The following is a 25,891-nucleotide window of genomic DNA, read 5'->3' on the forward strand; positions in this document are numbered from 1 at the left end:
TCCATGGATATGAGCGGCGGGGCAGGAACGATGGGTGGGCGCCTGGTGGAGGGCGAAGGCAGGACAGGCAAGCGTGTCCTCGTGCTGAGCGTGCCCGCGGGCGCCGGCCATACGCGCGTGGCCGACGCGATCCGCGCCGGCGCGCTCGCGCGGCCGGACGACACCGACGTCATCCACCTGGACGCCACCGCCTACGCGACGCCGCGCCTGCGCAAGGTCTACGCCGACCTGTACATCACGCTCGTGCGGCGCGCGCCGGCCGTGTGGAGCTGGGTCTACCAGTTCACGAACGGCGCCGCGCCCGACGGCTGGGCGCATCGGCTGCGGCGCCGTATCGAACGCCGCGACAGCGCGCCGCTGCTGGATAAAATCGCCGAGCTCCAGCCGGACGCCATCGTCTGCACGCACTTCCTGCCGGCCGAGATCCTTGCGCACTGCGTCGCGGACGGCACCTTGGCATGCCCCGTGTGGGTGCAGGTGACGGACTTCGACCTGCACCGCATGTGGGTCCATCGCCACATGGCCGGGTACTTTGCCGGCAACGACGAGGTCGCGTTCCTGATGCGCAAGCACGGCATCCCGGACGACTCGATCCACGTCACGGGCATCCCCGTCATGCCCGCGTTCAGCCGCCTGCCCGACCGCGCCGCATGCGCGCGCGAACTGGGCATCGATCCGGACCGGATGACGTTCCTGCTGATGGGCGGCGGCGCGGGCCTGGGCGGCCTCGCGGCGCTGGCGCAGCGCCTGCTGGCCATCCCCGGCAATTTCCAGTTGATCGCGCTCGCCGGCCGCAACGCCGAAGAACTGGCGATCCTGCAGCGGCTCGCTGCGATGCACCCCGGTCGCCTCGTACCGCAGGGTTTCACCGACCGGGTCGAACGGCTGATGGCCTGTGCCGACGTGGCGATCACGAAGCCGGGCGGGGCGACGACGGCCGAATGTCTCGCGTTGGGGCTGCCGATGATCGTGAATGCGTCGATCCCCGGGCAGGAAGAGCGAAACGCCAATTTCCTGCTCGAGCATGGCGCCGCGATGAAGGCGTTCGATGCGGCATCGCTCGAATACCGCGTGCGCTACCTGATGGCCCATCCGGACGAAGTCGACCGGATGCGCGCCCGCGCCCGTGCACTCGGGCGGCCGCATGCCGCCGCCGCCGTGCTCGCGGCCGTCCTGAAACAATCCGAATCCATCGATGCCTACGTTTGAACTTACCCGTGCCGGCCAGTTCCTTGCGACCTTGGCCGCCGTCGTCGTGACCGCCTATTTTTTTGCCCGCGTCGAAGTCGAGATCGAAGGCGACGCGGGCTGGGCCGCGAACCTGCCCACGTGGCGCGTGGAAGACCACCCGCTGCTCGACATCTTCTGGGGCGGCCGCGCGATGACCGGCTACCACGCGTGGATGTTTTCCTTCATCGGCGTGATCTTCCATTTTCCGCTGGCCTTCATGGGGCAGTGGTCGCCGCAGCTGGAGGCGCGCGCGCTGGGTGCCGTCATGTTGTTCTGGATCGTCGAGGACTGGCTCTGGTTCGTCGTCAACCCGGCATTCGGCTGGCGCCGTTTCAAGCGCGCGCTGATCCCGTGGCACAAGCGCTGGTTCGCCGGGGCCCCGGTCGACTACTGGATGTTCGGCGTCCTCAGCGCGCTGCTGTTCTGGTACGCGTACTGAGCGCGCCGGTGCGGCGGGTGCCCAGGTCGAGCGCGTGGCGCACGCGCTGGCACAGTTCGTCGGACGTGCGCGCGATCAGTTCGTGAGGAATCTCGAATTTTTCCGTCAGCCGGTCGTAGTCCTCGAAGCCGTACGACACCATGAACGGATGCATGCCGGTGCTTGACGCGGCCACGAAATCCTTGTGCTCGTCGCCGCACACGTACGCGCGCGCCGGGTTGATGCCGAATTGTTCGCGGATGGCGCGGAACTGGCTCGTCTTCTTTTCCGACAACGGGATGTGGACGAGGAAGTCGAGCGCGTTGATGTCGATGTCGTGGCGCTGGAACAGCTGGCGCAGCGTCTCCAGCGGCTCGTTCGTGATGTTGCGCGTGACCAGCCCGACGACGACGTCGGGCGCGGCGACCAGTTCGCGCACGAGGTCGGGGATGCCCTCGTACATGGTGGCTTCCTGCCGATAGACTTCCGTGAGGCTGTCCACGAGCCGCGCGCGGCTGTTCTTGCGCAGGTTCTTCTTGATGATCGAGGGGAACTCCTTCAGCCCGCCCAGGTATTTGAAGAGGTTGTGCCGCTTCTGGAAGCGGGCTTCGTCGCCGATGTCGAGCCCGTGCCGCGCGAAGGCCGCTTCGATGGCGGAAAAGGCGTCGATGGTGGTGCCGTCCGCGTCGAGGATCAGCAGGCGTTTCTTCGATTTATACATGGCGTCGTGTGCGGATTCCGTTGCCTCATCATACGCGCCGGCCCGTTACAGGCGTATGACAGGCCGGCGCCGCCGCGCCGGCCGTTGTGCTGAAATGGCGCGTCGCCGGCACGGCCGGCATCGCGGAGGCGACGTCATGGCGGACGAGTTCAAGGTGGGCGACAAGGTCGAATGGCACTCGTCGCAAGGGCCCGTGCGGGGCACGATCAAGAAGAAGCTGACGTCTCACACGACGATCAAGGCGCACGAGGTGGCGGCGTCGCCCGAGCATCCGGAATACCTCGTCGTCAGCGACAAGACGGGTGCCGAGGCAGCGCACAAGGGGAGCGCGCTCAAGAAAATCTGAGCGCGTCCCGTTCAGTCGCGCTCGATGTCCGCGTTCGCGTCGTTACGGATGAAGCCTTCGTCGTGGACGGCGAAGACCTTGTTCGCGATCGGCTTGTGATCGACGCTCGTCACGCGCCACACGGTGCGGCCGTCCGCAGCCTGGATCAGCAAGGGCAACTTTGCCGTCGTGCTCCAGCACACGTGCGTCGTCTGCGTGCCCTGGACGAGGGCAACCCATTCGCAGGCGCCGATGGCGCGCGCGGCCCCGTGCGGCGTGGCGGCCGGCACGAGGCGGTAGCTGCCTTGCGGGTGGCGCAGGCCGTGGCCGAGGTCGAACCAGTCCGTGAACTGGCCGATGCGATACAGGTTGTCGCGGTCGATGTCGGTGCGGATCTTTTTGCCGAGGTCCAGCACGGACAGGTGGTAGTCCGGGCTGCCCGGCTGCTTGTTGCCCGGATCGCGCGTGGCGAAGCTCTCGGCCTTGTCGTCGGTGCGGCGGCGGATGCGACGATCGCCGTCGCGCCAGACCTCGACGTGGTGTTCGAGGCCGCCGGCGAGATAGGTGGCCTGGAAGTGCGTCGCCGCGGGCTCGCCGCGCGTGCTGAAGACGTGGTCGAAATCCGGCGTGGCGGCATGGGAGCAGGTCGCGGAAAACACGGCCGCGGCCGCCGTGCAGAGCACGAGCGACCGCGACGCGCGCCTTCCGGTGCAGACTGGAAGGGCGTAGGTCATGTCAGTTGCGCACGGCGCGCGCGGAGTCGAAGTAGCGGTACGACTTGCCGCCCACGGTCAGGTCCTTCACGGACAGCTCGACGTTGTACGTGCCCTTCGTCAGCGCGGCATCTTTCGCGGCGCCCGTCGGATCCGTCGGCAGCTCGAACGCCAGCCCGGTCGCGGCGGCGGCCGGGGTCACGGTCGACGGCGTGACGGTCGGCACGTCCTTCGTGGCCGGATTGGCGAGGCCTTCGTTCAGCACGCGGCCGTCCGCCTGCGGCATGGAGAGGCCGAGCAGGTAGGCGACGGTCGGGGCCACGTCGACGTTGCCGGACGGCGTCGAGACAACCTTGTTCGCGAGGAACGACGGGCCGTTCGCGATCAAGGTGTTGTGCACGTCCGCGATGCCGAAGCTGCCGTGCATGCCGCGCTGGCCGCCGACGCTTTCGAACTCGATGCCCGGCATGCCTTGCACGGACGTGTTGTAGTCCCAGTTGAACGAGACGACGACGTCCGGCTGGCCATTGCCCTGGCGCTTCGCGTTCTCCAGGTTCACCTGCGCCATCGACAGCGTGCCCGGGATGCTGCCGTAGCGGCTGTCGACGAAGATCGCGCCGTATTCCTCGCGCTGCTGCAGGAACGTCACGAGCTTCTGCACGGTGGCGGCGTCGTGGCCCGGCACGTAGAAGTAGTCGGACCCGCCATTCGCGGCGACGACGATACCGTTCGCCGGCAGGCTGCCCGGCGCCGGCACCTTGAAGCTGGCGACCGGCGTCGCGAGGCCCGCGCTGACGGCCTGGTATTTCGCGTTGGTCGTGCCGCACAGGCTGCCCGTCGCGTCGACCTTGACGGGGATGACCGGCTTGCCGTCGGCCGTGAGACCGTACATGGCGCTCGTCGAGCAGCCGTTGCCGTCATACGCCGCGAAGCCGCGGTAGGTCAGCAGGTCGGCCGAGCGCACGTCGCCCGAGAACGAATAGCCGTTCGGATCGGGCGCGCCGATCGATGCGCCGCTCACGCCGCCGGTCGGCAAGGTCGTCGACGCCGTGATGGCGCGCAGCGGATAGGTCGACACGGGCCCCGAGACGCTCGAGTGGCCATGGTCGGACACGACGACGATGTTGGTCGAGCTGTCCATGCCGTTGGCGCGCAGCGCGGCGATCAGTTCGCCCAGGCGCGCGTCCTGCGAGCGCAGGCCCGCCTTCATGTTGGCGCTGCCGGGGCCGTAGCCGTGTTCGACGTTGTCCGGCGTGCGGAACCAGATCAGCGACAGCATCGGCTTCTTCTGCGGCAGGATGTATTGCGTGTACACGGACATCATGTACTTGTTGGCTGCATCTTCCGGCGCGCCTTGCGTCGTGTCGGCGGAATCGCGCGCAGAGATCGCGACCTTGCCGTCGGTGTCGTAGGCCGTCGTGTTGAACGTGACGTAGCCGGCGCGCGCCGTCGGATTGCCGTTGCCGGCGGCGAGCGTGACGGCGTCGGTGCCGGAATAATTCTTGACGACGTTGGCCGGCAGCGCGAAGCCGGCGCCCTGCAGCTCGGTGACGAGGCTGCGCGGCTGCACCGTGTTCTCGTCGAGGAAGACGCCGCCCTTGCCGAGGTCTTGCAGGTAGGCCGCGCCCGACTTGCCGATGGTGGCCGTCGTCAGCCCGGCCGCCTGCGCCGTCGCGAACAGGCTCTTCACCAGGAGCAGCTGGCCGCCGTAGTAATCGTTCAGCGTCGTCAGCACGGCATAGTCTTCGGTGAACACGGGGTCCTGATAATCCTGGGCCGAGCCGCTCGCGCCCGTGCCGGCCGGGATCGCGTTGCCGCTGCCCTGCGGCGGCGTCCAGAACGTGTTGCCGTAGAAGCCGCTCGTCTTCGGGAACGACCCGGTCGCGAACGACGACGAGTTCATCATCGTGAACGTCGGGTACGTGGAGTGGTTGTCGCTGAAGTTGACGCCGCTCTGGCGCAGCGCGTACAGGTTCGGGGTATCGGTGGCGTTGACGGAATCGGGCCGCAGGCCGTCCCACACCATGATGATCGTACGGGTGGCGGCCGGTGCCGCCGATGCCGCCGGCGTCGCCGCCGCGGTCGTGCCGTTGCTGTCGCTGCCGCAGGCGGCCAGCAGGATGCCGAGCGCGAGCGGGGTAATCAAGGTCTTTGCTAACCTCACGAGGAGTCTCCTGGTCAGAGTCGGAAATACGCGATCGATGGATCGGGCCGCGCATAGGATCGTTGGCAGGCGTGACAGGCTCGTGACAAAAAAGGCAACGGGCGGGGTTCGTTACAAAGTTAATGTTCCGGTAATGTTTGTGATGCTCACACGACAGGGAGGGCCGTTGCGAGACAAGTGTCTCCGGCGAAGAAAAAAATTTGGTTTTTTACGGTGGGATGTGGAAATCTGTGAATTTCTGTGCGGAAACAAATGCTACGCTGTGCCATCTTTCTTCAAGGTATGGCTATGTCACAGAAAATTCTGCGCGCACTCGCGATAACTTTATTATGTTTTTTCGGAATCTATTCTTCGGCAAGTGCTACTCCTAGTTACATTGGGCCATACCGGTATTACGGCGTAACCAACGAGGCGATAACACCTGGCTTCAACAATTCATACGCTACCGAGGACGAGGCAATTGCTGCTGCGCCGAAGGCGATGTATTTTGGCCCGACTTTTTGCAATATACATTTTTGGTCGTCGAACCTTACGGACTGGAATGCCAAGGACGTCTACTACGGAAAAATAGTAGAGGGCGTCGAGGCCAGCGCCATTCGGGGAACATGGTATTACCAAGCCGGCGTTACGTTAAGTGATGGTCTATGCCATGGGTCAAGTCCTACGCCGACGGGAAATTGGCAAATCGTACGTTGGCGGACTGTATGCAGTTCCACTCAACGTTATTTCGACGGAAAATGTGTAAATATTACGTGGTTGAATCTTCCTGGAATGAAAGGAGCCAATCAGGGGCCGACATGTTCGACTAACGGAACACACAGCTGCGGCGAGCCGATCAATACTGCAACCGGAAATATGTGGCACATCGAGAAGGATTTTGCGGATCGTTTGGGAGGAAATCTTTTCTTGAAACGCACGTATAACAGCCAGATTTTCGAGCCGGTGAGATCCAACCTGTTCGGCAATCGCTGGACAGTTGCGTATGACGCACGATTGATCCCGGTTGCAGCGGTGGCCAATTTCGTGTCGCAAAAATGCTATCAGCGCACCGATAACAATCAGATGTTCTGTGAGAGCAGCGTTACATCCGATTCGCTCGCGAGCGCTCCGGCCATTGAGGTTTCTCGTGGCGACGGCAAATTTTATGTATTCAATCTAAGTGGAGGGATATATAAAGGCGACAAAGATACCAATGATGAGCTGACAGCACGAAAGTCAGTCGACGGGACAATTATTGGATTCGACTATAAAGACGCTCAGGCCGGAACGCTGGAAAGTTTTGATACGAATGGCCGGCTTCTGGCTATTTCGACGCGTGCCGGCGTCGTGCATCGTTTGACCTATACCATCGGTACCACAAACGATAGCCAGGTCGGAAGATATCCGGCGGATGCACCGCCGTGCAGGATATCGCAAGACGGCGACATACAGCCAGCCGGACGCCTCGCTTGCGTGACGGATGATTGGGGGCGGCAGGACGTGTTCAAATATGACTTGGCGGGGCGCGTCGTGGAATTTATCGACCCTGCCGGACACTCCTATATGTACGAATATGACGGACCGACTGGAGGGTGTATCCCGGCGAACGCATCAAGCGCCGCGTGCAAAGCCAGTAATCTCACGAAGGTGACTTATCCCGACGGAGCGGTCAAGCAATACGTTTATAACGAAGCAAGTAACATCAACTGGGGCAGTGCATGCGAGATGCCTTCGATTGGTAATGGTTTTGGCCCCTTTGTATCCGTCATGACCGGGCTCATTGATGAGTTGAACGTCAGATACATTTCTTGGTTCTATAATTGCCGGGGACAGGCAAAAGTTTCCACTTTTCCAGGCAACGTCAATAGAGTCGATATTGGCTTCTATCAAAGCTCTTATGGTGTCGCATCGTATAGCCAGGTTATCTCGACGACTGGACCGGCAAGCGCATCGACCCAGGTGACATCCACTTTTACGCCTACCCTGGTTCTGGATGTTTACAAGAACGGTGGCATCGACGCTCCTTGTACGGTTTGTGGACCGATTCGGGCAAGGACGTTTGACGCCAACGGCAATGTAGCCTCGACAACCGACTTCGGCGGAAACGTCACCAAATATACCTACGACCTCATTCGTAATCTCGAAACGAGCCGTGTTGAGGCAAGCGGTACTGCAAGTGCCCGGACAATCACGACGGTGTGGCATCCGACGCTGCGATTGCCGGTCACAATCGCACAGCCCAAGATCATCACCACGTTGACTTACGACGCGAACGGTAATGTCCTGACTCGCACTGAGCAGGCTACCAGTGACGTGTCGGGTAGCAGCGGTGCCGCGGCTGCACTCGTTGGGCCGCCGCGCAACTGGACGTACACCTACAACCGTTATGGCCAAGTCCTCAGTGTCGTTGGTCCTCGTACCGATATCGTCGACAAAACGACGTACGACTATGACGCGCAAGGCAATCTGGCCGTCGTCACGAACCCGCTCGGCCAGACAACGACGTATTCGGATTATGACGATAACGGTAATGTGGGTCGTATCGTCGGGCCCAATGGACTTGTCACCGAATTCACCTATACGCCTCGGGGCAGGATTGCCAGCCGCACAGTTTCGGACAAGATCGGACGAGAGGCGACAAGTTTCGAATACGACCCCGTGGGACAAATGGTCAAGCAGATCAATCCGGACGGCTCATGGATGGCTTTCGGCTATGACCCGGCCCATCGTCTGATATCGGTGAACGACAATGTGGGCAACAGCATCGCCTATACGCTCGATTTGACGGGAAATCGTATAAGCGAACAGGTCAGCGACCCAGCAGGGACGTTGAAGCGTCAGGTGGCGCGTGTCTTCAACACGCTTGGACAAATGACGAAAGTGACCGGAGCCGCCCAATGAGTATCCGCAACTTCAATCGTCCTGTCACTTCAATGAACCCCTCGAAATCCATGATGAACCGGATGACTCGCGTCGGCTTGGCCTGTCTCGTCGCGTTTGGCAGCAGCAGTGCTTGGGCGCAGACCCAGGATACGGTCACGACATTCGCCTATGACAACCTCGGCAATATCAAGACGATAAGCCGACCGTTGAGCCGTACGACGTCATACAGCTATGACGCGTTCGGCCGGATGACGCAGCGGAACGTGACCGTAGGATCCGCCACGCTGATTACCAAGCAAAGTTTTGACGGTCTAGGCCATGTTGCCACGGTGACGGATCCGCGTAATTTCGTTACCACTTATACCGTTGACGGACTCGGCAACAGGAGCCAGTTGAGCAGCCCGGATACACATGGAACGGGTTATACGGTTGACGAAGCCGGCAATGTCCTCACCGTCACCGATGCGCGAGACAAGACAACCGCTTTCCAATACGACGCGCTCAACAGGCTCATCCAGGCGCAGTATCAGTCCGGCGTGCCATCGAAATTCGAATACGACGGCGGTCCAGGCGGCCCGGCGATAGAGACTGGCAATCTGACTCGCTTCACCGACGAATCGGGCTCGACGACCATCACGCACGACATGAAAGGCAGGGTACTGACCAAGACCCAAACGGTCAGCACCGGAGGCTCTAGCGCCGAGCTCACGCTGCAGTACAGCTACGGCAGCACGGGCTCGGCGATTGGAAAACTCGAGACCATCACGTATCCGAGCGGCGCCCGCGTGAACTATAGGTACGACGCCGGTGGACGAGTTACCAGCGTGACCGTCAACCCGTCCGATGGAAGCGGCGGAACGATTGCGTCGACCGAGGTGCCTTTGCTTACCGACGTCGCCTATACGCCGACTGGCAACGTGCAATCATGGCGTTGGGGTAACTCGGCATTGCCGATTTACCAGCGCATGTACGACCTCGACGGGCGCCTGACGTCGTATCCGACCGATCCCGCTGGTACGGTCAGAACGGTAACGTACAACGCCGCGAGTCTGGCTACGGCATTTACCCATGCGGGAGGGCAGAGTCCGGCTCAGTATGACCAAACGTTCACTTACGACACTGCCGACCGCCTCACCAGTTTTACCCAGGGTGGCGTGACGACGACTTATACCTATGATGCGAACGGTAATCGTACTCAGCAGACCGGTCCAAGTGTTATCTATACCTACGATACGACCAGCAATCGCCTGAGCTCCGCCACGTTTTCGACACCGAGGACATATCAGTATGACGCGGCGGGTAACCGAATCGCCGACGGTCTTAATACCTACACGTACAGTGATCGCGGCCGGCTGGCGCAAGTCAGCGGTGCGGCACAGTTGAGCATGTATTACAACGCGCTGGGCCAGCGTGTGCTGAAAGCAGGGGCGGCACAGCGGATCTACTACGTCTATGATGAAGAAGGGCATACGATCGGCGAGTACGGCCAGCAGTATATAGGTACGGTCGAGACGGTTTATCTCGGCGACTTACCGATCGCGGTCTTGACACCGTCGCTGATCCTCTACGCGTTTGCCGATCACATCGGTACACCGCTTGTCTTGGCTCTCCCCTACGGCCAAATAGCTTGGGATTGGCGTAATCATGATCCTTTCGGAAATAATGCGCCGAGCAACTCCAGTTTTTTGCCGGCGTATGATCATCGCTTTCCAGGACAGGTTGCAGATGGCGAAACAGGGCTTTTCTACAACTATTTTAGGGATTATGACCCACAGACGGGACGGTACATTCAAAGTGATCCAATCGGACTAGGTGGCGGAATTAATACCTACGGCTATGTTGAATCTAACCCACTCAGCAACGTAGATCAGCTGGGTCTTCAGTCTGACCCCGGCGGATTCTCGACGCCGAGGCCGCAACCGTTACCGATGCCGGGGGATGTTTTCCTCCCGGGTACGGGCGCAAATAATGCGTTTGTTGCTTCAGTTAACCACCTTATCAAAATTGTTAAGAATGCTTGTAAAAGTGAATCGTCCAAGGAGGAATGCCGGGAAGAAGCTGCGCTGCAACTGGAGCGTGACCAAGCTGAGTGTCTTGTTGCAAGAGCTGCCTATGGAAAGCGCGGTCAGGCCATCTGTTTGGCACGGGCGATGGAAAACTACTCTCAACGCTTGCGAGAGTGCGACGGGAAATGAAAATGAATGAACCATACCTTATTGTCTACGTCAAAGACGGGACCATGTATTTTGCGAAAAAACTGCCTGCAGAGACAAAATCTCGGGAAATATTTGAGGTCGAAATCGATGAGGTTATATCAGACGAATTTGATGAGGCTGCGAAAAAATTGGGGGCTACCGTACTTGGTATCTTAAGTCTTTGGCATAAGGATGCTTTCCCCGGTTGGGGTATTCCTTCTGATGCAGAAAAGGAAGAGAATTGTGACTTCGCTCTTGCTATGGAGTTGATTGGAAGATCCGTTGCTGGCAAGACGAAAACACATGTGCAATCGATTGAGCTTTTGCTGCGCCAGGCCGCCATTAAAACGGATTCTGTTCAACAATTTTTGGATGAAAGTTGGCCGCCCATACGCGCCAATTTGGAAGGTTATTCTGGATGAGCGAGCGTAGGGCATTGCCGCTTCGATGAGATGTGATTTGAGGACGCGGAGAACCGCCGCTTCCTCGTTTGTCGAATAGACGTACCTACATACGAGAGATTGATGTATTTATTTTAGGGCAGCTAGAAGCCCCAACACCCGCACAAGGAACGCTCCACTCAACTTGTCGCAAGCGGTTAGCCGCGCACAAGTTTAACGTGGTTAGAGCCGCGGCTGCCGCAGCTACAGGACATCTCGCGGCATTCGCCGAACTAAACGAATTCGAATGGAAAAAGATCTTGCGAAAATTATCGCGCTCACGGCATTCCGCAGCGCTGCCGATCTTGGCAATCTTGTACCCGTGTTGCAGGACTGCGTTGGCGCGGAGCGTACGGAAATAGGCGTGGCGTTGGCGATGGCATCTGCTGAAATTAATCGGCAAGTTCTGGGGAAAATCTTCGAACGCTTTCCTGAGCTCGCTGAAGAATTCGAGGAAAAGGTCAGGAAATTCGGGCACCCGTTCTAACCCGAATGTCGGGTTTCACTTGTTTGTTCGTGACACCCCCCGGCATCAGTAGCTCAGCGTGACGAGCGACACCGCCTGCCGCGGCAACTGCATGCTGACCGTCGCCGCACCATCGCGTGTCTCGATGGTCTTGGCCGCACCCAGTTCCGCCAGGTCGCCTGCCTTCTGCAATTCGGCGACCTGCGCCGGCGTCGGCTTTGCCGGCGAGCCCATGCGCTTCCACGCGGCATACGAATTGCTGTGCTCCTGGTCGATGCGGTAGTGGTGCATCTGCACCTGCTTCGCCGGGATGCCCGCGATACGCAGTTCGACCGGAGAACCGGCATCGATCACGTCGTCGTCGTGGTAATTCCAGACCATGACGGCGATGCCGTGCGCGTCCTTCGCCGCCAGCGCGTCGATGTCGGTGCGCGCGCCGCGCACGCCGGCAGCCTGGATGCGCGCGGCGTCGTAGGCCCGGTCGCCCGTCACGGCCACGCGGTCGCCGCGCATCTTGCCGAGCATGCGGAACACGTTCAGCACGGGCTTGTCGACGCCGTTGGTCGCGAGGTCGCGGAAGCCGGCGAACCACGGCTGGTCTTCGAACTCGAACGACCAGTTCACGGCCCCGATCAAGTTGACGCCGCGCCGCGCCGCCAGGTCGTACTCGCGCGCGATGGAGGCAGCCGTGTAGCTGGCGTACAAGGTGCCGTTGCGGTAGGCGTTCTCGGGATTCGTCTGCATGCCGCAGGCGGCGCAGCCTTCCGGATCGGATTCGCCGACGATGACGGGAATGCCCTTCAGCTCCGGATATTTTGCGACGAGCGCGAAGCCTTCGTCGAGGTGGCGGAAATGCGTGTCCATGCCCATCCGTACGACGCCATCGACCACCTTCGGCGCGCCCTTCGCGTGGAACGCGACGAAGTCCAGCGGCGATCCGGTCTTGCCCGTCGCGTAGTTGGTGCCGTGCAGGCAGTGCGCAAGGAAGTGGTCCATGAAGCGTCCCGCGACGGCCGTGTGCGGGCCGCCGATGCGCGCCGTGGGCAGCGCGCGCTTGACCGCGGCGGCGGCCGTGTCGTACATGCGGAAATAGGCTTGTTCGGTGTCCGGCGCGATCAGGTACAGGCCGTCCGGCTCGTTCCACACTTCCCAGTACCAGCTCTCGACTTCCTTCTGGCCGTAGCGCGCCACGCTGTGCTTGACCCATTGATAGATCAGCTCACCCCACTTGGCGTAGTCGTTGGGCGGCGTGGCCCACCCGGTCATGATCTCCTGGTACGGCGTGCCCGGCTTCCAGTGGTGACGATAGGGCTGCGGCCGTTGCGACAGCGCTTCCGGCATGAAGCCGATCTGCGCCAGTGGCTTCATGCCGCGTTCGATATATGTGTCGAAGATGCCGTCGACGATGGTCCAGTCGTAGACCGGCTTGCCGTCCTTGTCCTCGCTGTACATATTGGTCGAGCCCCACTTGAGCGCATAGCTGCCGTCGCCCGACGTCATGAGGTTGTGCGCGCGCACGTAGACAGGCACGGGACTCAGCGCGGCGATCTCGCCGAGGAGCTTCTTGCCGTTGGGCGCCGTCGTGTAATTCGGTTCGTCGTAGCCGAACCACGCCCAGATGGGCGTCATCGGACCCGTGACGCGCGTCGCATCGATGGCCAGCTTGACGGGCTGCGGGGACGATTGTTCGGCGGCGCACAGCGGCGCGCAGGCCGCGAGGAGGAGGGCGGCGAGGTGTCTCTTCATTGTTGTTCTCGTGGTTCGGACCGATGGCGTGATGCTAGGCCGAACGTCGAAGAGCGTCCAATGACGGTTTTTGCGCGGGCCATATCGAATCGGATATCGCCGGAAAAACAAACGCCACCCGGAGGTGGCGGTGTCATTCGATCGTAACGCGCTCAGCTCTTGCGCACGAACTCCGACTTCAGGCTCATCGCGCCGAAGCCGTCGATCTTGCAGTCGATGTCGTGATCGCCGTCGACGAGGCGGATGTTCTTGACCTTCGTGCCCTGCTTGACGACGCCACCGCCGCCTTTCAGCTTCAGGTCCTTGATGACGGTGACGGTGTCGCCGTCCTGCAGCGCGTTGCCGGCCGCATCGCGCCAGACGCGGGCCGTCGCGTCGTCGGTGGCGGCTTCGGTCTTGACCGGCCATTCGTGCGCGCATTCCGGGCAGACGTAGTTGCCGGAGCCGTCTTCATAGGTCAGGGCGGAGCCGCAGGCGGGGCAGGGAGGGAAAGTGGACATGACAGGAACTCGGCTTGGACGGTGAATCGGTGCGGACGTCGCGGGTGGCCCGGCTGGTGCGGGCTCAACGAACGCCGTATTATGATTGATCAGTATAAACGAAGGAGACGCCCATGAAGCTACGTCCCGCCGTGTCCTGCTGCCTGATCGCGTCCGCGCTGCTGGCGTCGACCGCCGCGCAGGCACTGCAACTGGGAGAGAATTTCCGCCATCGCCTCGAACAGCGCCGCGCCGAACGGGGCGAACGCAACGGCGCGTCCGCCCTGCAGGAAGTGCAGGTGCAGGGCCGCAAGGTGCTCGTGCATGTGCCCGCCGGGTACGATCCTGCCCGTCCGGCCCCGCTCGTGCTGGCCTTCCACGGCGGCGGTGGCGATGCCGCGTTCATGGCCGACGACAGCCGCTATGGATTGCAGCGCGAGGCCGACCGGAGCGGCTTCATCGTCGCCTTCCCCAACGGCGCCAGCAAGCTGCCCGGCGGCCGGTTCGCGACGTGGAACGCGGGCGCCTGCTGCGGCTACGCGCGCGACCAGGGCAGCGACGACGTCGGCTTCGCGCGCGCGGTCGTGAGCGCGCTGGAGGCGAAGTATGCTGTCGACCCCCGCCGCGTGTTCGCCACCGGCATGAGCAACGGCGGCATGCTGGCGCACCGGCTCGCGTGCGACGCGGCGGATGTGTTCCGGGCCGTGGCCTCCGTCGCCGGCACGGACGCGACCACGCACTGCACGCCGTCGCGCCCCATCTCCGTGCTCCACATTCACGCCCATGACGATGACCACGTGCTGTTCGACGGCGGCGCCGGGCCCGGCGCGTTCCGCGACCAGAGCAGCGTCATGAATTTCGTGTCGGTGCCGGAGACCGTCGCGCGCTGGGTGCAGCGCGACCAGTGCAGCGGCAGCCCGCAGCGGGTGCTGCAGGTGGCTGGCGCGTACTGCGACGCGTACAAGAGCTGTGCGGGCGGTGCGCAGGTCCAGCTCTGCGTGACGGACACGGGCGGCCATTCGTGGCCCGGCGCCGACCGGGTCCGGCCGGGCAAGGAAGCGGCGTCGACGGCGTTGGATGCGAGCGCGACGATCTGGCGCTTCTTCGACAGCCAGGGGCCGCGTTCCGGCGCCGCGCCGCGATAACGCCGGCGCAAATGAAAACGCCGACCTGCGAAGGCCGGCGCTCAATCCTCAGTGCGCGCGCTGGGCGCCGGTACCGGCACTGCCGGCCTGGCCACTCGCGGGCGAATACTCGGGCGGCATGCCGTCCTTGAACAACTGGCGCAGCTGCTGGCGCAGCTCCGGCGAATCGGTGTGATGGTGCACCGACACCGCATGGTCGACTGCGGCTTGCAATAACTCTTCCTCGGTGTCTGCCGAAATCGCGACAGTGCAGTGCGTGTCGCTTGGGAACTCCCGGCAATCGATGAACTTGCGCGTCATGATCGGCTCCTTTACTGGCAAGGGTGGGCATTGCGCCCACCGGTTTCAGTATAGGCAAGCGGTGTCGTTTCTGCCGTAAAAAAGCGCCAGCGACCAGGCAGGACCGGCCGATTTTCCGTTCCGGAAACAAAAACGCCGACCAGCGAAGGTCGGCGTTTCGTTTGCTGCTGAATTCTTGGTGGCCCCGGGGCGGAATCGAACTACCGACACAAGGATTTTCAAGACCCGAGTCGTGCGTGGCGCCAAGGGCGCCAGTATTACTGCCTCACCGGTAAATTTAAGCAAGACCAGGCGATTGCATTTTCACAGCATTAAATCTTTGCTCTGCTTCGCGGAATACCGTTTTCACTCTCTCGACATCCCAAGGGCGTTCGACTAGTGTTTCGTGCTCCCACTCGCTTCTGGGCTCATCCGGGGCGAAGAAATCTCCGCCATAAATATGGATTGCCGAGGTCATCTTGCTGATTGGGTTCAGGACGGAATGGATGGTATCCGCCCCCAGCGCCACAACGTCACCAGCCCCGAGCGACCTTGCGCTTGCTGCTTCGATGGTCATTTCTTTCCTGCGCCAAAATATATTGTCTTCTCTGCCTGAGTAAATGCCGATTACCGCAAACATCTGGTGGTTGTGCGGCATGAGGGCCATATACGGTGCCCAGGTAAACTGCAGAATGGTCAAGTCATGTGCACGATAAAGCGTAGTAATACCCGCATGCCGAGGCTCACCAAGCTCGGTCATTACGTTTGCGCCATTGGAAACCGCTTCTTCCATGATTTCGCGAATGGCTCCCTGACCCTCGACCACGGCAGCCCTGCAATCCTGTATGAAACGCTCTTTGCTGAACACGATGACACTCCTTACTTGCACAAGTTCATGGAGTTGCCTTTTATCTACCAAGAAGCGCTTCGCGCAACCCGGCTCCCTCGACATGCCGATTCTACGCTTCCGCGAATGCCCGGCAACCGGGTTCAATCCACGCCGTTCTCGAGCAACACCCCGGCCTCTCCTGTAGCGGCTGGGCAGCACTGCGCTGGAAGACCTGGCCGCCGCGATCCCGGTGGTCGAAGGGCAGGGCGCCCTCTTCCCACCTTGAGTGCTCAGGGATGCGACAGCATGCCGGGCCCGGCCGCACCGGCATGCAACAGTGCCGCAATGCCCCATCCGATCAGCAAAACTCCCGCGCCGCGGCCGATCCAGTGGCCTGCGGGAGCAAGCTTTTCGGTCAGAACCAGGATGGCCAGCCCCGCAATCCAGCCCAGGTTCATGATGCCACCGACAAAGAGCAGCAGCATCAGAATCCAGCAACAGCCCACGCAGTAGACGCCATGCAGTACTCCCATCACGAAAGCGCCACGCACGCCGGAGCGCCAATGGGTCAGCACGAATTCCAGGGGGGAGCGGCAGCCTTGAAGGCAGGTCTTCTTGAGCGGCGACCATTGGTACATGCCTGCTGCAATCAGTATTCCACCAGCCAGGGTCTTGCTCGTCGTCTCCATCATGGGCGAGAGCAGGGCAAGCCGCTCCAGGCCATACTGAAGCGCAACCGCTCCGAGGCTGAATGCGGTCCAGAGCGCAACATATCCGGCGGCAAACATCCCCGAACTCGTGGCCGCCATGCCGTTGTCGTGACGGCCGCGCGCAATCGTGGCGTAGAGCAGGATCATCGGTGCGGCGCTCGGCAGCATCATGGCCGCCATCATCGCGGTCCACATGAGCAACATGACGAGGGCATGGCCGAGTGTCCATGGCCCTGAGCTCATGGGCATCAGCATGCCATCCATTTCCTGCATGGTGCCGGCGCCGGCCAGCAGATAGGCCCACGACAGCACGACAGCGGCCAGTACCCCGGCGACCACCAGGAGGCGATCGTAGCGCAAGGCTCGCGTTACCAGTCCATGGGCGTGCTCGCGAGCGTGGCCCATTTACGCTTCCACGCCATGCGGCGTTTGCACGACATCGGCGAGCGTACTGTGCGTTCCCCTGGTATCGAACCGGATGGCGCCGGTACTGTGGATATTCGCTGCGGCGACCTCGCCCTCCCGGTGCTCGAACCCTTCCGGCATGACGACCTGGATGCGGTGGGGAGCGCCGGTCACCGGGTTCCTGATCGGTTCCACATCGGTTTCGAGCACGCCTGGAATGTCAATGCTCGCGACCCTGGCGAGCTTGTCGAATTCGATGTGCACCGGCGCAAAGATCGGCTCATGCATCGTCGTCACGATCAGGCTGAAAATATGGAACAAGGTTCCTTCCGCAGAATTTTTCCCTGACAGGATGGCAAACAACGCTTCGCGTTGCGCCGGTGTGGCGCGCTCATCGATAATCGCTTGCGCCTCACCGTTGCCTTCGTGTAATGCCCCAGGAAAGTGGACCGTCACGCAGAAACTCAGGCCGCTCAGGTCGGTTGACTCAAAATTTCCCTTTGTAATCCGCATCCCGATCAGGCCCTTGCACTCTCCATTGGTGGGTCTTGCATTGAAATCGCACGGGCATCCAAACGCACAGTTGCAGTTCTTGATCCATTCGCCTTCCAGCCGCCAGTTTGCTTGTGCCATGATCACATCCTCCTGTTCGCCGTGTGCCAAGCCTGCAGCAAGGCTATGCTGTGAAGCGGCAAGCCTCCCGTCATTCACTGTAGGTCGTGTTCAGGGTGCCGGCAATGTCTTTTCTTCACCCGGAAGGGCTTTTCCGGAAAGGGACGGCATAAAAGCGTTTCCTGGGCCGGAAACAAAACGTCAGCCTGCGAGGGGCGGCGTTTGCTTGGGGATGTTCCAGGAGTTGCCGCTAGCGAACGCCGCACGTCACGACGTGCGGAGTCTTGACTACAGGTGCCGTTGCCTTAACAAGGAGAAATCATGATTCCGAGGGTGGCTGTTGCTACACTGGCATTAGAGGTAATTGGTAACTATCGATATCTGAATGATTCCGGTATTTGGACAGTTTGCCGATCACTGCCGTGTAAGTGAGCATAAGGGAGGAATAACAATGGCAACTTTTGTCTTCGACGCCTATGGCACCTTATTTGATACTCATTCGGTCGCATCAGCGACGGAGGAGGCATTTCCGGGGCAAGGAAGTGCAATTACCGAAATCTGGCGCCTGAAGCAGCTTGAGTACACCTGGCTGCGTTCATTAATGGAGCGGTATGAGGATTTTTGGGCCGTCACCCGCGAATCGCTCGCCTATACATTGAAGAGCCTGGGGCTTGCAGCCGATCCGGCAACATTCGACAGGATCCTGGAACGCTACCTCCACCTTTCGCCTTATCCGGACGCGCTCGAGACGCTGCAGACATTGCGGGCGAAGGGACACCGGCTGGCGGTCCTGTCCAACGGCAGTCAGTCCATGCTTGACGAGCTGGTTGCCAATACGGGGCTCAACGGGGCTCTGGATGCGGTATTGAGCGTCGATGCAAAGGGTGTCTTCAAACCAAGCCCCAAAGCGTATTCGCTGGTGAAGGAAAGCCTGGGGGTAGAGCCGAGCGAAGTAGTTTTTGTGTCCTGCAACCCGTTCGACGTCAGCGGCGCAAAGAGCTTTGGATTCAGGGTGGCCTGGATTGAGCGCGTGCCCGCGGCTGCCTTGCAGAATGAACTGCGGGCATCCCGTGCGATGGGACCGGCAACGATCTTCAAGGTTCTCCGGATGCGCAACGACGAGCTCGGCTATGACCCGGACGTGCGCATCAACTCGCTCATGGAGCTGGCAAACATTGATAGCACAACCCTTGGCGCAGGGAATTCGACATCAACGAAACAGGTTTTCGGACCGGGCGACTGAAGCTGCCCGCCTTCTCTGTTCTCGCGCGCTTACCGGGCGGACCATGTCAATCGTAGCCAGCCTGCGCAGTTTTTCGTTTGCGTTTCGCGAGGTGGAGCGGATACTCTGCTTTGGCGTACCGGTCGCCCCTATGCTCATGCTGCTGGCGCTGGCTCCTTGAAGCCGACGAGCGACCAAAGATCGACCGGACACAAGGACTAAGAACGCCAGAAACGACAACGCCCACTTGCATGAGTGGGCGTTGCGTGAACGATGTTCTTGGTGGCCCGGGGCGGAATCGAACCACCGACACAAGGATTTTCAATCCTCTGCTCTACCAACTGAGCTACCAGGCCAAGGCGGCGCAGTATAGCATGGGTTACGCGAAATCCATAATTTTTGTCGCGCCGGCCCGCGCCCGGCTCAGACGCGCGCCGCCGCGCGTTCCGCGGCCCGTTCCTCGTGCTTGCGGTCGAGTTCCAGCCGCAGTTCCTTGCGGCCCTTGGCTTCCTCGTAGCGGCGCTGCTCGTCCGGCGTGAACGGGCGCAGCGGCGGCACCGGGACGGGCTGCTTGTCGTCGCCCACCGCCACCATCGTGAAGAAACAGCTGTTCACGTGGCGCACTTGCTGGGTGCGGATGTTTTCCGCGACGACCTTGATCCCGATTTCCATCGACGTGCGGCCCGTGTAGTTCACGGCCGCGAGGAACGTCACCAGCTCGCCCACGTGGATCGGCTGGCGGAACGTCACCTGGTCGACGCTCATCGTCACGACGTAGGTGCCGGCATAGCGGCTGGCGCAGGCGTAGGCCACCTGGTCGAGCAGTTTCAGGATGTTCCCGCCGTGTACGTTGCCGGAAAAATTCGCGGTATCCGGCGTCATCAGGACCGTCATGGTGAGTTGGTGGGCGGGGAGATTCATGGCGTCGAGCGTAAAGATGAAAAGAATAGGATGATGTTGCCTGAGAAACTCGGTCGCGGCAACATCGCCCTGTCCTCGACGTTGCGACCGTCAGAATTCTTCCCATTCGCCGTCCATCGTGGCGGGGGCTGCATGCCGTGCCCCTTTTGCCGTGCCCGCGGCGGCTGCTGGCTTCGCGGCCGGTCGGGCGACGGGCCGGGTTGCCGCCGCCGTGGGCCGGCGTGCGGGCGGCAGCGCGGGTTTCGCTGCGGCCGGCGCCGGCGCGGCGGGCCGCGTGGACGATGGCACCGGTCCGCCGTCCACGCGGAACAGCGCCACCAGCCCGGCAAGCGCCTGCGCCTGCTCGTGCATCGCCTGCGTCGTGGCCGCCGATTCCTCGACGAGTGCCGCGTTCTGCTGCGTCACGCCATCCATCTGCACGATCGCCTCGTTGACCTGGCCGATGCCGCTGGCCTGTTCGCGGCTGGAGGCGACGATCTCGTTCATGATGCCAGTGACGCGGCCGATGCTGTCGACGATGTCCTGCATCGTCTGGCCGGCCTGGCCCGCGAGGGTCGCGCCGTCGGCCACGCGCTGGGTCGAGGCGTCGATCAGGTCCTTGATCTCCTTCGCGGCGGCGGCCGAACGCTGGGCGAGGGCACGCACCTCGGCCGCGACGACGGCGAAGCCGCGGCCTTGCTCTCCCGCGCGCGCCGCTTCCACGGCGGCGTTCAGCGCGAGGATGTTGGTCTGGAAGGCGATGCCGTCGATGACGGCGATGATGTCGACGATGCGCGCCGACGAGGCGTTGATCGCGCCCATCGTGTCGACCAGCTGGCCGACCATCGCGCCGCCCTGTTGCGCCACGCGCGCGGCGTCGCCGGCCATGCGGTTGGCTTCCTCGGCGTTGGTCGAGTTGTGGGCGACGGCCGCCGTCAATTGCTCCATCGACGACGCCGTCTCTTCCAGTGCCTGCGCCTGGTTTTCCGTGCGGTGCGACAGGTCTTGCGCGTCCCCGGTCATCGTGGCGATGGCGGCGCCGATCGTGCCGGTGCCCGCGCGCACGTCGGCGACGATGCCGGCGAGGCTCGCGCGCATGCGTTCGAGGGCGGCCATCAGGCTGTCCTTGTCGCCGCTGCGCACGGGTACTGGCACGCACAGGTTGCCGCCCGCGATCTCGGCCGCCACCTGCGCCGCCGCGGCCGGCTCGCCGCCCAGGCGCCGGAACAGGGCGCGCGCGAACAGCGTGCCGGCCGCGATGCTGAAGACGAGTGTGCCAAGGCACAGCGCGGACAGCACGCGGCTGCTGCGGTCCGCGCTCGCGAGCACGGCCGCGACGCGCGTGTCGATCTCCTTCTGCTGCAGCTCCAGCAAGGCCTTGATGTGGCCGAGGTACGCGGTCACGGCGGGCATGAATTCGTCGTCGAAGACCTTGCGTGCCTCGGCATCGTTGCCCGCCTTCTTGAGGGCCATCACGCGGTCGCGTGTGGCGATGTAGCGCTGGCGCGCCGTGCCGATGCGCTCGAAGACGGCCTGCTCCTCCGGCGTGTCGAGCAGGGCGCCGACCTGTTTCTGCAATGCGGTGGTGCGCGTCGTCGAGTCCTGCGTCTCGGCCGAGTAGTACGTGGCCAGTTCCGGATCGGCCGCGCGCGCGATGGCGCCGGTGCGCTTGGCGGCGATCGACGTGTTCAGCAGCCAGCTGGACATGAGGCGCTCCTTGGCGAGCGGACGCTGGGTGAGGGCCTGCGTGTCGTCCGACAGGACTTGCAGGCGCCAGATGGCAATGGCCGTCGCGAGGAACGACAGCGCGATGACGACGACGAACGTGAACCTGAGCTGGTTACGGACGCTGGCGGTGGCGGATGGGATCACGTGGGCTCCTTGGCTGGTTGAGGACCGTGCCCGGCTTTTTTCGGGCAACAAGACGCAATGAGAGTCCCATCCACGGGCGCCCGCCTTGACGCCGTGCAGGGTCACGCATTTTTTTGCTCGGGAGCAAGCGGAGCAGGGATGGCCGTATCCGTCGCGGGTGAAAAGCAGGCCAAGGAGACAACGACCGTGGCCGGATCGGCAACGCCGGTGTGCGCCGGCCACGTCTGCTAGGATGCCGGGATGGCTATTCTTCTCGTTCCCGGTTTCATGGCCGACGACACCCTGTGGGACGACGTGGTGCCGGGGTTCGCGTGCTTCGGTCCCGTCGTCCATGCCGATCTGCGCCACGACACGTCGGTCGAGGCGATGGCGCGCCGCGTCCTCGAGACGGCACCCGAGTCGTTCCTGCTCGTCGGCTTTTCGATGGGCGGCTACGTCGCGCGCGCGATCGCGCGCCAGGCGCCCGCGCGGGTGCGGGCGCTCGTGCTGGTCGCCACGTCGACCCGCGGCGACACGGCCGCGCTGCAGAAGCGCAAGGGCGCGATCGGGAACGCGGCGCCGACGATCGCATTCAGCGGCCTGAGCCGTACGGCCGTCGCCACGTCGCTGCATCCGAAGAACCGCGACAACGACGCGCTGATCGAACGCGTGCGCGCGATGGGGACGCGCCTCGGTGGCGACGTATTCCGGCGCCAGTCGCTGCTGGACCGGCCCGGCGACCTCGAGCGCTCCGGCGAGATCCGCTGCCCGACGCTCGTCGTGGCCGCCGCGCAGGACCAGTTGCGCAGCCTGGCGGAAGCGCGCGAGATGGCCGACGCGATTCCCGGTGCCACGCTCGCCGTCATCGAGGACAGCGGCCACATGATCCCCATCGAGGCGCCGCAGCGCCTGGTCGACGTGATCGTGCCCTGGCTCGCGGCGCACGCGGACGCGTAGCGCCGCGCACCGTTCAGCCCCGGCCGGACGGCGGGACGTCGTCCATGCCGAGCACGGCCAGCGTCGCCCGCAGCGACAGCAACGCGGCCCGTGCCCGGCGCCGTGCGCGGGTCATCGTTACGCCTCGGCGCGCAGGCGGCGCAGCGCGTCGGCGACGCCCTGGCCGTACGCCGGGTCGGCCTTCAGGAAGTGGCCGATCTGGCGGTCCTGGGTGGCGGCGTCCGCGCCGGCCAGGCTGCCCGCGATGTTCGCGACCAGGTTGCGGCGGCCTTCGTCCGTCAGCAGGCGGAACAGGTTGCCGGCCTGCGTGAAATGGTCGTCGGTGGCGCGGGTGTCGTAGCGGCCCGCGTTGCCGTCGACCGGCCAGCCGGCGTCGCCGTGGCCGATGCCGCCCGCGGCCGGGACGTCGGCCCGCACCGGATCGTGGTTCGGCGCCGCGCCGCCATTGGCGATGGCCATCGCGCCGTCGCGCTGCTGGTTGTGGAACGGGCAGCGCGGACGGTTCACGGGCAGGTGCTGGTGGTTCGTCCCGACGCGGTACAGCTGGGCGTCGTGGTAGGCGAACAGGCGCGCCTGCAGCATCTTGTCCGGGCTGTAGCCCATGCCGGGCACGATGTTCGACGGCGACAAGGCAGCCTGCTCGACGTCGGCGTGGTAGTTGTCCGGATTGCGGTTCAGTTCGAGCATGCCGACGGGGACGCGCGGGAATTCGCCCTGCGGCCATACCTTCGTCAAGTCGAACGCATCCCAGCCCGTCTTCGCTTCCCAGGCGGCGCGCTGCGCATCGTCCATCACCTGGATCTCCACGCTCCAGCGCGGGAAGTTACCGGTGGCGATGGCGTTGAACAGGTCGCGCTGGGCGTAGTCCGGGTCGACGCCGGCCAGGCGCTGGGCTTCGGCCGCGCTCAGGTTCTTAATGCCCTGCAGCGTCTTGAAGTGCCACTTGACCCAGACGCGCTCGCCCGCGTCGTTGATCAGGCTGTACGTGTGGCTGCCGAAGCCGTCCATGTGGCGGTAGCCGTCCGGCGTGCCGCGGTCGGAGAACAGGATCGTCACCTGGTGCAGGCTTTCGGGCGCGCGGCTCCAGAAGTCCCACACGTTCTGCGCCGACTTCAGGTTCGTCTGCGGATCGCGTTTTTGCGTGTGGATGAAGTCGGGGAACTTGATGCCGTCCTTCAGGAAGAACGTCGGCGTGTTGTTGCCGACCAGGTCCCAGTTGCCTTCCTCCGTGTAGAAGCGCACGGCGAAACCGCGCGGATCGCGTTCCGTGTCGGCCGAGCCTTTTTCGCCGCCGACGGTCGAGAAGCGCAGGAACGTCTCCGTCTGCTTGCCGATGGCCGCGAACAGCTTTGCCTTCGTGTACTTGCTGACGTCGTGCGTGACGGTGAAGGTGCCGTACGCGCCCGAACCCTTCGCGTGCACGACGCGTTCAGGGATGCGCTCGCGGTTGAAATGCTGCAGTTTTTCGATCAGGTGGAAGTCCTGCAGCAGCACGGGGCCGCGCGGGCCGGCCGTGATCGAGTTCTGGTTGTCGGCGACGGGGATGCCGGAGGCGGTGGTCAGTTGGGTCATGGCGGCGCTTTCAGTTGAGTTTAAATTCTATCGATATTTTTCTATCGATAGTTCTGTTCTATTTGCAGCCATGGTAGAGCGCAGGGGGTATTTGTGCAAACTATCTATTTATATGGATAGGATAGAAAAAATTAATCTAATCAGGCTGACGTTGTACGGGTAGTCTATTGCTTGAATTCATCAAATAGTTCTCTTCAAGAACAAATTAACATCATGGACCTCGTGCCACCGCCTCATATCGTCCTGAAATTGCCGGAATTGATCGGCGCGCTCAGCTATGCGCTGGACATTACCGAAGGCCAGCCACCCGGCCATTGCATGCGCTGTTGCTGGATCGGTACGCACATCGGGCGCGAGGCAGGGTTGCCGGAAGACCAGTTGTGGGAGCTGTACTACACGCTATTGCTGAAGGACCTGGGTTGCAGCAGCAACGCGGCACGCATCTGCGAGTTGTATCTGACGGATGACCTCGACTTCAAGCGCGACTATAAAACCGTCGGCGACAGCCTGCCGCAGGTGCTCGGTTTCGTGCTCAAGCACACGGGCCTCAAGGCCGGGCTGGCGGAGCGCTTCCGCAGCGTGCTGACGATCCTGCGCGACGGCCCGGAAATCGCGCGTGACCTGGTGGCCACGCGCTGCCAGCGCGGCGCCGAGATTGCCGGACTGCTGCGGTTTCCGCAGGGCGTGTCCGACGGCATCTATTCTCTCGACGAACATTTCAACGGCAACGGCAAGCCGCACGGTCTGGCAGGCGAAGCGATTCCCGTCTATGCGCGCATCGCGTTGCTGGCGCAGGTGATCGACGTGTTCCACACGGAAGGCGGCCGCGAGGCTGCGCTGGCGGAAGCACGCGCGCGCGCGGGCCGCTGGTTCGATCCGCGTCTGGTTGCGGCCTTCGCGCAGGTGGCGCAGTCGGAAGCGTTCTGGGAAGGGTTGGCGAGTCCCGGCATCGACCGCGCCGTGGCCGCCCTGGAGCCGGCGGGCAGGGGACCGGAACACGTGCTCGACGACGACTACCTCGACGACATCGCGGCTGCCTTCGGTCAGGTCGTCGACGCGAAGAGTCCGTACACGAGCGGACACAGCGGACGAGTCGCGCTGTACACGGACATGATCGCGGAAGCACTGGGCTTGTCGGCACAGCGGCGCCGCTGGCTCAACCGCGGCGCGCTGCTGCACGACGTGGGCAAGCTGGGCGTGAGCAATAGTGTGCTCGACAAAGCGGGCGCGCTCGACCGTGCCGAGTGGGACGCCGTCAAGCTGCATGCCGCCTACACGGAAACGATCTTGGGCCGCATCACGCCGTTCCGCGAACTGGCGGCTATCGCCGGCGCGCATCACGAACGACTGGACGGCACGGGTTATCCCCGCGGCCTGTCCGGCGACGCCATCCGCATCGAGACCCGTATCATCACGACGGCCGACGTCTTTGATGCCATCACGGCGGCGCGGCCGTACCGTGGCGCCATCGCGATCCCGCAGGCATTGGAGATGATGGAGAAAACAGTTGGCACGGCGCTCGATGTGGATTGCTTCGCCGCCTTGACGCGCGCGGTGGAGCGCATGCCGCTGTAAAGAAAAGGCGCCGGACCAACGCGGGCGGCGCCTTTTTGTGTCAGCTCAATTCGGGCTCTGACCCCGAATTCACGC

General features: G+C 62.7%; 23 protein-coding genes and 1 tRNA gene. 11 read left to right on the forward strand and 13 right to left on the reverse strand.

Annotation, left to right across the window (positions count from 1 at the left end; all coding sequences use genetic code 11):
• Nucleotides 1-30 precede the first annotated feature (30 nt).
• Entirely contained in the window at nucleotides 31-1,209 is a 1,179-nt protein-coding gene (locus HAV22_RS13600; RefSeq protein WP_166859614.1) for an MGDG synthase family glycosyltransferase, read from the forward strand.
• A complete protein-coding gene (locus tag HAV22_RS13605) occupies nucleotides 1,196-1,669 on the forward strand; it encodes a hypothetical protein (RefSeq protein WP_166859615.1) in 474 nt (157 codons plus the stop codon). Before HAV22_RS13600 ends, HAV22_RS13605 begins: the two co-directional genes overlap by 14 nt.
• Here HAV22_RS13605 and HAV22_RS13610 read toward each other — a convergent pair.
• Nucleotides 1,638-2,369 (reverse strand): HAD family hydrolase, encoded by a 732-nt coding sequence (locus HAV22_RS13610; RefSeq protein WP_166859616.1) that lies wholly within the window; start codon nucleotides 2,367-2,369, stop codon nucleotides 1,638-1,640. The genes HAV22_RS13605 and HAV22_RS13610 overlap by 32 nt on opposite strands.
• A 136-nt stretch (nucleotides 2,370-2,505) precedes the next feature.
• Here HAV22_RS13610 and HAV22_RS13615 point away from each other — a divergent pair, with 136 nt between their 5' ends.
• Nucleotides 2,506-2,715 (forward strand): hypervirulence associated TUDOR domain-containing protein, encoded by a 210-nt coding sequence (locus HAV22_RS13615; RefSeq protein WP_166859617.1) that lies wholly within the window; start codon nucleotides 2,506-2,508, stop codon nucleotides 2,713-2,715.
• A gap of 11 nt (nucleotides 2,716-2,726) precedes the next feature.
• On the opposite strand, the gene HAV22_RS13620 is transcribed toward HAV22_RS13615, so the two are convergent.
• Together HAV22_RS13620 and HAV22_RS13625 are read right to left on the reverse strand one after the other, a co-directional pair.
• Nucleotides 2,727-3,428 carry a hypothetical protein gene (locus tag HAV22_RS13620; RefSeq protein ID WP_166859618.1) on the reverse strand — a complete coding sequence of 234 codons (702 nt, stop codon included), beginning with the start codon at nucleotides 3,426-3,428 and terminating at the stop codon, nucleotides 2,727-2,729.
• A 1-nt stretch (nucleotide 3,429) separates the two neighbouring features.
• Entirely contained in the window at nucleotides 3,430-5,571 is a 2,142-nt protein-coding gene (locus tag HAV22_RS13625; protein ID WP_371869641.1) for an alkaline phosphatase family protein, read from the reverse strand.
• 252 nt (nucleotides 5,572-5,823) lie between these two features.
• Between HAV22_RS13625 and HAV22_RS13630 the strand changes: the two genes are divergently transcribed.
• From HAV22_RS13630 to HAV22_RS13645, 4 genes are all read left to right on the forward strand, one after another.
• On the forward strand, nucleotides 5,824-8,451 hold the full coding sequence (locus HAV22_RS13630) for a DUF6531 domain-containing protein (protein WP_166859619.1): 2,628 nt from the start codon (nucleotides 5,824-5,826) through the stop codon (nucleotides 8,449-8,451).
• Nucleotides 8,448-10,628: an RHS repeat-associated core domain-containing protein gene (locus HAV22_RS13635; RefSeq protein WP_166859620.1), complete on the forward strand. Its 2,181-nt coding sequence runs from the start codon at nucleotides 8,448-8,450 to the stop codon at nucleotides 10,626-10,628. The genes HAV22_RS13630 and HAV22_RS13635 overlap by 4 nt, the downstream gene beginning before the upstream one ends.
• Before the next feature lie 2 nt (nucleotides 10,629-10,630).
• Complete coding sequence (locus HAV22_RS13640; protein ID WP_166859621.1) at nucleotides 10,631-11,050, forward strand: hypothetical protein; 420 nt, start codon at nucleotides 10,631-10,633, stop codon at nucleotides 11,048-11,050.
• Nucleotides 11,051-11,315: 265 nt separating this feature from the next.
• Complete coding sequence (locus HAV22_RS13645) at nucleotides 11,316-11,555, forward strand: hypothetical protein (RefSeq protein ID WP_166859622.1); 240 nt, start codon at nucleotides 11,316-11,318, stop codon at nucleotides 11,553-11,555.
• A 45-nt stretch (nucleotides 11,556-11,600) separates the two neighbouring features.
• Here the strand turns inward: HAV22_RS13645 and HAV22_RS13650 are convergent, their stop codons facing one another.
• Both HAV22_RS13650 and HAV22_RS13655 read right to left on the reverse strand, forming a co-directional pair.
• Entirely contained in the window at nucleotides 11,601-13,280 is a 1,680-nt protein-coding gene (locus tag HAV22_RS13650) for a GH39 family glycosyl hydrolase (protein WP_166859623.1), read from the reverse strand.
• A 152-nt stretch (nucleotides 13,281-13,432) separates the two neighbouring features.
• Entirely contained in the window at nucleotides 13,433-13,780 is a 348-nt protein-coding gene (locus HAV22_RS13655) for a zinc ribbon domain-containing protein YjdM (protein WP_166859624.1), read from the reverse strand.
• Between the two features lie 113 nt (nucleotides 13,781-13,893).
• On the opposite strand from HAV22_RS13655, the gene HAV22_RS13660 reads away from it, so the two are divergent.
• Nucleotides 13,894-14,904: an extracellular catalytic domain type 1 short-chain-length polyhydroxyalkanoate depolymerase gene (locus HAV22_RS13660; protein WP_166859625.1), complete on the forward strand. Its 1,011-nt coding sequence runs from the start codon at nucleotides 13,894-13,896 to the stop codon at nucleotides 14,902-14,904.
• A gap of 48 nt (nucleotides 14,905-14,952) precedes the next feature.
• Here the strand turns inward: HAV22_RS13660 and HAV22_RS13665 are convergent, their stop codons facing one another.
• The 4 genes from HAV22_RS13665 to HAV22_RS13680 form a co-directional block, all read right to left on the reverse strand.
• Entirely contained in the window at nucleotides 14,953-15,204 is a 252-nt protein-coding gene (locus HAV22_RS13665; protein ID WP_166859626.1) for a DUF1059 domain-containing protein, read from the reverse strand.
• 277 nt (nucleotides 15,205-15,481) lie between these two features.
• Nucleotides 15,482-16,051, reverse strand: coding sequence for a hypothetical protein (locus HAV22_RS13670; RefSeq protein WP_166859627.1), 570 nt, complete (start codon nucleotides 16,049-16,051; stop codon nucleotides 15,482-15,484).
• Nucleotides 16,052-16,302: 251 nt separating this feature from the next.
• Nucleotides 16,303-17,127, reverse strand: a complete 825-nt coding sequence (locus tag HAV22_RS13675) for a DUF2182 domain-containing protein (protein ID WP_166859628.1) — start codon at nucleotides 17,125-17,127, stop codon at nucleotides 16,303-16,305.
• Nucleotides 17,128-17,760, reverse strand: a complete 633-nt coding sequence (locus HAV22_RS13680; protein WP_166859629.1) for a DUF1326 domain-containing protein — start codon at nucleotides 17,758-17,760, stop codon at nucleotides 17,128-17,130.
• 430 nt (nucleotides 17,761-18,190) lie between these two features.
• Here HAV22_RS13680 and HAV22_RS13685 point away from each other — a divergent pair, with 430 nt between their 5' ends.
• Entirely contained in the window at nucleotides 18,191-18,982 is a 792-nt protein-coding gene (locus tag HAV22_RS13685) for a haloacid dehalogenase type II (RefSeq protein WP_208296183.1), read from the forward strand.
• A 259-nt stretch (nucleotides 18,983-19,241) separates the two neighbouring features.
• On the opposite strand, the gene HAV22_RS13690 is transcribed toward HAV22_RS13685, so the two are convergent.
• From HAV22_RS13690 to HAV22_RS31670, 3 genes are all read right to left on the reverse strand, one after another.
• Nucleotides 19,242-19,317: transfer RNA gene (locus HAV22_RS13690), tRNA-Phe, on the reverse strand.
• A 67-nt stretch (nucleotides 19,318-19,384) separates the two neighbouring features.
• Complete coding sequence (locus HAV22_RS13695) at nucleotides 19,385-19,882, reverse strand: acyl-CoA thioesterase (RefSeq protein ID WP_166859630.1); 498 nt, start codon at nucleotides 19,880-19,882, stop codon at nucleotides 19,385-19,387.
• A 90-nt stretch (nucleotides 19,883-19,972) separates the two neighbouring features.
• Nucleotides 19,973-21,733, reverse strand: a complete 1,761-nt coding sequence (locus tag HAV22_RS31670; RefSeq protein WP_371869642.1) for a methyl-accepting chemotaxis protein — start codon at nucleotides 21,731-21,733, stop codon at nucleotides 19,973-19,975.
• Between the two features lie 240 nt (nucleotides 21,734-21,973).
• On the opposite strand from HAV22_RS31670, the gene HAV22_RS13705 reads away from it, so the two are divergent.
• Nucleotides 21,974-22,669 (forward strand): alpha/beta fold hydrolase, encoded by a 696-nt coding sequence (locus tag HAV22_RS13705; RefSeq protein WP_166859632.1) that lies wholly within the window; start codon nucleotides 21,974-21,976, stop codon nucleotides 22,667-22,669.
• Between the two features lie 117 nt (nucleotides 22,670-22,786).
• Here the strand turns inward: HAV22_RS13705 and HAV22_RS13710 are convergent, their stop codons facing one another.
• Nucleotides 22,787-24,241 (reverse strand): catalase, encoded by a 1,455-nt coding sequence (locus tag HAV22_RS13710; RefSeq protein ID WP_166859633.1) that lies wholly within the window; start codon nucleotides 24,239-24,241, stop codon nucleotides 22,787-22,789.
• Between the two features lie 213 nt (nucleotides 24,242-24,454).
• Between HAV22_RS13710 and HAV22_RS13715 the strand changes: the two genes are divergently transcribed.
• Entirely contained in the window at nucleotides 24,455-25,816 is a 1,362-nt protein-coding gene (locus HAV22_RS13715; protein WP_166859634.1) for an HD-GYP domain-containing protein, read from the forward strand.
• The last annotated feature ends 75 nt before the right edge of the window (nucleotides 25,817-25,891 follow it).

The organism is Telluria antibiotica, from assembly GCF_011682055.1.
GTDB classification, from domain to species: domain Bacteria; phylum Pseudomonadota; class Gammaproteobacteria; order Burkholderiales; family Burkholderiaceae_D; genus Telluria; species Telluria antibiotica.